Here is a 6,442-nt window from a genome sequence, read left to right as displayed (position 1 = left end):
TAGAACCCGACCCATTTAGTGCGTGCCTCCCGACACAACACCCCAGGTCACAGCCCCGCAGACCCCAGAATCAGCCAACCGTGGCCCAAGTCGGGCCCCGGGCCGCCATGATCGATGACGGTTCCGGGGCTCTAAGTTGGTCGAGACACAGGCAGTGCCTCCGGCGGGGCGCTCGGGCGCTCTGGGATGGTGGCGCCATCCCGACAACCTCCGTCCGGGCGAAGCCGAGTAGGTGGGGCCTGCCCGGTCAAGGTCGTTCAGACAGTGGGGTGCTCCACCTTGACCGGGCAGGCCCCACCTACTCCACCAGGGTGCGGACGAAGGCCGACGGGATGGCTAGCTAGTATGCCCAGCGAGGGCGCAAGGTAGTTGGTCGAACACACCTGCTGAGCCCGTCATGATGCTTCGGACGTCCTGGTGGCGTTCGTACGGCTCAAAGCGTCGAGCTGCAAGGTGAGGCTGAGCTCGCCGTATAATCCGACGAGCGTGTCCAAGCTCGCAGATGGATCGTAACTCTTCCACATGCGGATAATCGAGTCAGCAATTTCTCCTATGGTCTTGACCGTCAGCGCGCAGATGATGTGGATGTCGTCGGACCTTGCCCCGGAATGCAAGATGCCGTCCTGGTCGATAGTCAGTAGGCCGCCGAGGGAGTCTGCGTGGACGCTGTGGTTGGCGCCAGCCAGGAGTGCGCTGTGCCCCTTTAGGTCTGCAATCTTCTCGAGGTGCCAGAACTGCGGCTTTTCGATGCCCAGCTTGCGCCTTGCGACCTCCGTAGCCCATCCGTAGGTGTTGGAGTAGTTCGGGCCGTAGCGGCGAATCAGCCGGGCAGCCATCTTTTCGATCTTGGGTTGCATCTGGGCCCACTCGTCCTCGTCGGGAAAGTACTCACGAGGCTTTTTCGCGACAAGGACCCAGCGATGGTCTATATATCTGGCCGCTGTCCCGCGAGGCCCCTTCCTCAAGACTGCTGCCACCACGTCTAGCTCGTAGAGGGTTCGCCACCGTGCGTACGCACCACCAGGAAACCCAGCCCGCAACATGGCGCAAATTTCATGGCCGACGCTAACTGCTCTCGAAAGTAGGGCCGAAGCTGCGTATTGCACTGCGTGAGGGGGCCGCTTCGAATGTTGAAATCGTCCCGTCGTCAGAAGTCGAGTTGCTGCGTACGTGATTGCGAGTATTGAATCTAGAGCCCTGAAGGCAAGAAAGAACTTCTCGCCGAGATTGCGCTCAAACCTCGCTCTGCTTTCCCACGTGCGGTCCGCAAGAGCTAGCAAGTCATCTTCGAAATCCGCGACGGATTCCTCTATCTGTCGGAAGACGTCGTGCTCATCGTCCGCTGCCGTCAGGTCGTGCTCGGTAGATAGGGTCAGGTCAAGTAGTGCTTGAAAATATCCGTCGTAGGGATCGGCGACCATGCACTGAGCATGCACTAGGCATGCTCGGTCGGGCCTCCCCATTTCGGCATCCACGTTGGACGAGGGGTCGGATCTTGCCCGCCCTGCCCCCTGTGTGGGACCGGCCGGCTGGCGGCCGCCCCGGCAACGCCGAGGGAGTCGCAAGATCATGCCGTCTACAGGCCGTCTGAGGTGAACCAACGGCGACCAACGATGACAATCGACGGCAGATCCCGCCGCAGGTCAGAGGCAGTTCGACCCGATTGCAGCGGATACGCTGATGGCCTTCCACATTGCAACGCCAAGTAATCGGGGTTGACCTGCAGCCCGAATGCCGGCGAGTACCGCTGACAGGAAGGCCCGCTAAGGTCCACTGTCGTCCGGCTTCGTGTTCGTCGGGCAGGACGGAGCCCTTGATGCAGAGAGCCCCGCGACTCGCCGTCGCCCTGGCGATCGGCCTGCTCGTACCGGCGCCGGTCGCCGGCTGTTCCCGCATCTTCGGGTGCGCGCCCCGGCCTCCCGACGACATCACCGTGTCCAACCTGGCAGGTGTCTACACCGGCGCCGCGGGCGGAAGGATCGAGCTGACCGAGGACGGCCACTACCGCGCCAGCAAGCTGTCGCCGGCCGCGGACGGCCAGCCCGAAGAGGGTACGTGGACCCTCGACCTCGACTCGGAGAGCACCGAGGACATGATGCTGGGCGACATCCAGCTGTGGATCTCCGGTGACCGGGAGGAGCCGTGGCTGTACCGCTTCGACGGCGATCCCGACCGGTGCCACCTCATCGAGTTCCACCGGAAGAGGTGACCTCCGGCGCGCGGGGGTGCGTGCGGAGCGCCCCGACCCTGCGCACACCGGCCGGCTGAAATGGGCGCGCGGCCACGCGTACCACGTGTCAGGATCTTCAGCATGCCTGGTCGCGCGCTGAGCTTCGGAGCGAGGGCGGGAGCGTACGAGGAGTTCCGCCCGGGCTATCCCGCGGAGCTCGGTGACCTGGTGCTGGCGTACGCGGGTCAACCGGTCCGGACCGCCCTGGAGATCGGCGCGGGGACCGGCAAGGCGACCCGGCTGTTCGCCGGCCGGGGGATCACCGTCACCGCGACGGACCCGGACGGGGCCATGCTCGCCGAGTTGCGCCGGCAGGTGCCGGCGGAGGTGCGGATCCTGCGGGCCGCGTTCGAGGACCTGCCACCGGGCGAGCGCTATGAGTTGGTCTACGCGGCGGCGGCCCTGCACTGGACCGAGCCGCGGGGCCGGTGGTCGCGGATGGCCGGACTGGTGGCCCCGGACGGCGTGTTCGCCTCGTTCGGCGGGCAGGTCCAGCTGGCCGACCCGGCCCTGCGGCGGGCCGTCGACGCGGCCCGGTCCCCCTTTCTCAGCAGCGACGAGATTCCCTCTCCGGACGGGACGCCGCCGGAGCACCACATGCAGTGGCCGGGCACGGAGCTGCAACGCTCGGCGTGGTTCGCCGACGTCCGGCAGTCGGTGATCGAGCGGCGGTTCACGATGAGCGCCGCCGACTACGTCGGCTACCTCTCCACCGTCTCGGCCTACCTCCAGCTGCCCGAGCCCGCGCGGGAGCAGGTGTTCGCCGGCATCCGGCGGGTGCTGCCGGAGACGGTCGGGATCGCCGCCGACATCACCGTCCACCTCGCCCGCCGCCAGCCCGACCGGTAGCGCCCCCGGAGGGACCGACCGGTAGTGCCCCCGGAGGGACCGGCCGGTAGCGCCCCCGGGAGGGGCCCGACCGGTAGCGCCCGGAAGCCGCCCGGCGGGGCCAGGCGAGCGCCGGGGGAGCCGGCCGGGCGGCGAGCGCCCCGGAAGCCGCCCGGACGGGCGAGACGAGTGCCCGGGGAGCCGAGGAACGCCGCGATACCGGCGCGCTGGTCGGGGCCGTCGCCGGCTGGGCGGCGGCCCCGGCCGGCGGTTCAGTACGCGTAGGTCACCGAGACGGTGGTGCTGGGGCAGTTCTTCGCCCAACTGGTCAGCGCGCTCTTCTCCGCGCTGTCCACGGTGAGCCGCCAGCGGATCTTCACGGCGACCCATTCCTTGACGTAGCGGCAGCGGGCGGAGGCGTACGGCGGCAGCCAGGTCGCCGGGTCCTGGTCGCCCTTGGCCTGGTTCACGTTGTCGGTGACCGCGGCCAGGGCCCGGGCGTCGCCCAGGTCGTTGGCGTAGGCCTGGCGGCGGCTGGTGGTCCAGGACCGGGCGCCGGAGTCCCAGGCCTCGGCCAGCGGCACCATGTGGTCGATGTCGAGGTCGCTGGTGAGGGTCCAGTAGGCGTTGTCGTAGTAGGAGTACCAGCGGCCGCCGGAGAGGGTGCAGGTGCCGCTGATGCTCGGCGCGGTCACGGCCTCGGCGAGGAGGGCTTCGTTGCGGGTGGTGCAGCCGTCGCCGTCGGCGTCGATCCAGTGGGGGAACAGGTCGCGGCTGTAGCCGGTGCGGACCTCGGTAGCGACCGGGAGGCCGCCGACGGCGGTGCTGAGGGAGGCGGAGTAGCCGGCGGCCGGGGTCGGCTGGGCGAGGCCGAGGGTGGCGGCCAGGATCGCGCCGAGGCTGATGGCCGTCGCGCGGAGGGTGCGGGTCATGGTGCTCCGTCCGATCGGGGGAAGGGTGGCACCTATATAGACCGGCCTGGAAGTAACGGTCTAGATCAATTTGAGTGAACGGCGGTTGAGGGCCGGACATACCTTCTGCGCCGTTGCGTCTGTCGTGTTCACCGCGGCTTTAACCGTTCCCAGGCGGATGGGCGCATGCTGGGGGATGCTGGCCTCACGGCATCGGGCCGTGGACCAGATCGAGGAGAGGGGCGGGGATGGCCGACGACACCCCTTCGCAGCTTCCGTCGGAGCCGCCCATGGCCGTACGCGAGCCGGCCGCCGCGTCTCCCGCCGGCCCGCCGAGCAGCCTGGACCTCTGGGCCCGGGCACAGGTGCTGCACCGCTGCTTCGGCGACGACGACGGCGAACCGCACATCATGCGCGGCCTGGACTAGTCGGGGCTCGCCCCCGCCGCCCGGTCAGCCGCCGGGCGGCCCTTCGGCGCGCCACGGCACGTCCGGCCGGCCCCCGTTCACCCCGCTGTGCCGCGCCGGGGAGCCATCGGAGTCAGGGGCGGGAGCGGTTGACCCGGGCGGAGCCGAGCAGGGCGGCGGTGGGCAGCCGCAGCGTCCCGTCGGCGTCCCGGTAGGCGGCGGTGAGCCGGTCGTACTCCTGGCGGATGCGCGCCTGGACGGCGGCCGGCTGCCGTTGGATCAGCAGGCCCGCGCTGCCGATGCCGGCGGCCGGGCCGGCCCACCAGTCCTCCGGGTCGGCCTGGTGCGTCCAGGTCAGGGTCCGGCAGCGCACGTCGGCCAGCCCCGCCCCGGCCAGCAGGCCGGCCAGGCCCGACTCGGTGCGCGGAAAGTCCCGCTCGGGCGCGAGCCGGGGCAGGTCGGCCGGCGGGGTTCCGCCGGCGGCGGCGACGGCCTCGCCCCACAGCCGCTGCAGCGGCGGGTGCGGCGACGGCCAGACCGTCACCGCCACCCGCCCGCCCGGGCGTACCACCCGGCACAGCTCGGCCAGCGCCGCGGCCGGGTTCCCGACGTGGTTGAGCACGAAGTTCGCCACCGCCGCGTCGCACACGGCGGCCGGGAACGGCAGGTCCGGCAGGGCCGCGGCGCAGCGCCGCGCATCCGGTGCCTGCCGCCCGGCCGCGTCGAGCATGCTCGCCTCGGCGTCGACCGCCACCACCCGGGCGGCGCGGGCCAGCGCGGCCGCCGCGACGGTGCCGGGCCCGGTGCCGGCGTCGAGCATCAGCCGTCCGGCCCGCACCGCCGCCGCGTCCAGCAGCGCCGGCGTCGGGTACGCGCAGAGCCGGGCGAAGCTGCGCTCGTACGCCTGCGCCCGGCCCGCCCAGCGGGACCGCTCGTGCCGGTCGTACTCCGTGTCGATCATGCGTCGAGGGTAGCCCCGGCCCTCAGACCAGCAGGTCCTTGTAGTAGACGCTCGCGGTGCGGGCGCCCGAGTCGCCGCCGGCGAAGCCGAAGCAGAGCCGCGCCGAGCTGGCGTCCCCGGTGGGCAGCTGGATGGCCATGCCCTCCGGCTCCCGGAACGGGAGGGTGTAGCCGGCCTTGGTAAGCCCGCGGTCGACCTGGGCGCCGGTGTTGAGGTCCACCACCGTGATGTACGTGTTGCCGGTGCCCTCGACCGAGTCGTACGTGCCGTACGCCGAACCCTCCAGCATGTACAGGTAGCTGCCGAGCGCGGTGTAGCCCTGGAACGGCCGGGCGGAGCCCACGGTCGTCGGCTGGGCGACGCTGGCCAGCGGGGTGTAGGTGCGGGCGCGTACGTCGGCCAGGTTGTAGACGTTGTAGCGGAAGCCGCTGCTGACCTTGTGCCGCAGGATGAGCCGGTTGGTGGTCGGGTCGATGGCGCAGGTGTTGTTGGTGGAGCCGCTGACCGGCCGGTGCTTCTCCAGCCCGCTGGTCGAGGTGGTGAACACGGCGCCGGGGGTGAACTTGAACCGGGTGATGGCGGTGCCCCACTGGTCGACCGAGTCGGTCTCGGTCCACAGGTAGGCGGTGCTGCCGACCGGCTCCACGCCGATCTGCACGCCGTGGCCGAAGCCCTTCAGGTACATGAAGGTGATCTTGTTGCCGGCCAGGTCGAGCTGGGTGACGCAGAGGTCGCCGTTGGCGGCCCGGGTGGCCCCCGGCACCGGGGCGCTCTCGCCCGGCAGTTGGACGCCGCCCTGCACCACCTGCACCGTGTAGATCCGCTTGTTGACGTTGTCGAAGGCGAGCGACTGCAGCACCGTGACGTTGTGCAGCCGCTTCTCGCGGATCAGCTTGTCCGAGGCGTCGCTCAGGTCGAACCGCCGGGACGCGGGGACCGACGCCAGCGCCGGACGGGCGGCGGCCGCGCCGAACGTGGCCCCGGCGGCGCCCACGCCGGCGGCGCGCAGCAGGGTTCGACGGTTGATCAGGTGCTCCATGGTAATCCCCCGTGCATCGAGATCAGACGATCGGCACACCCTACCGGCGGGGTGCCGGCCCGGCTG

7 protein-coding genes are annotated in these 6,442 nt (G+C 70.4%); 3 read left to right on the top strand and 4 right to left on the bottom strand.

Annotated elements, in window-relative coordinates:
• Positions 1-395: 395 nt before the first annotated feature.
• Positions 396-1,421, bottom strand: a complete 1,026-nt coding sequence (locus ACIBPB_RS14595) for a DUF5677 domain-containing protein (RefSeq protein ID WP_396840084.1) — start codon at positions 1,419-1,421, stop codon at positions 396-398.
• Between the two features lie 395 nt (positions 1,422-1,816).
• Here ACIBPB_RS14595 and ACIBPB_RS14590 point away from each other — a divergent pair, with 395 nt between their 5' ends.
• Both ACIBPB_RS14590 and ACIBPB_RS14585 read left to right on the top strand, forming a co-directional pair.
• Positions 1,817-2,209, top strand: coding sequence for a hypothetical protein (locus ACIBPB_RS14590; RefSeq protein ID WP_396840083.1), 393 nt, complete (start codon positions 1,817-1,819; stop codon positions 2,207-2,209).
• Between the two features lie 102 nt (positions 2,210-2,311).
• Complete coding sequence (locus ACIBPB_RS14585; protein ID WP_396840082.1) at positions 2,312-3,079, top strand: class I SAM-dependent methyltransferase; 768 nt, start codon at positions 2,312-2,314, stop codon at positions 3,077-3,079.
• A gap of 251 nt (positions 3,080-3,330) precedes the next feature.
• Here ACIBPB_RS14585 and ACIBPB_RS14580 read toward each other — a convergent pair whose 3' ends face one another.
• Positions 3,331-3,990 carry an HNH endonuclease family protein gene (locus ACIBPB_RS14580; RefSeq protein ID WP_396840081.1) on the bottom strand — a complete coding sequence of 220 codons (660 nt, stop codon included), beginning with the start codon at positions 3,988-3,990 and terminating at the stop codon, positions 3,331-3,333.
• 269 nt (positions 3,991-4,259) lie between these two features.
• On the opposite strand from ACIBPB_RS14580, the gene ACIBPB_RS14575 reads away from it, so the two are divergent.
• Complete coding sequence (locus ACIBPB_RS14575; protein WP_357329398.1) at positions 4,260-4,397, top strand: hypothetical protein; 138 nt, start codon at positions 4,260-4,262, stop codon at positions 4,395-4,397.
• A 112-nt stretch (positions 4,398-4,509) separates the two neighbouring features.
• On the opposite strand, the gene ACIBPB_RS14570 is transcribed toward ACIBPB_RS14575, so the two are convergent.
• Positions 4,510-5,337 carry a class I SAM-dependent methyltransferase gene (locus ACIBPB_RS14570; protein WP_396840080.1) on the bottom strand — a complete coding sequence of 276 codons (828 nt, stop codon included), beginning with the start codon at positions 5,335-5,337 and terminating at the stop codon, positions 4,510-4,512.
• 22 nt (positions 5,338-5,359) lie between these two features.
• Positions 5,360-6,376, bottom strand: a complete 1,017-nt coding sequence (locus tag ACIBPB_RS14565; RefSeq protein WP_396840079.1) for a hypothetical protein — start codon at positions 6,374-6,376, stop codon at positions 5,360-5,362.
• Positions 6,377-6,442 lie beyond the last annotated feature (66 nt).

The sequence above is a fragment of the Micromonospora sp. NPDC049836 genome (assembly GCF_044465125.1).
Taxonomy (GTDB): domain Bacteria; phylum Actinomycetota; class Actinomycetes; order Mycobacteriales; family Micromonosporaceae; genus Micromonospora.
This window is presented reverse-complemented; position numbering and strand designations above follow the sequence as displayed.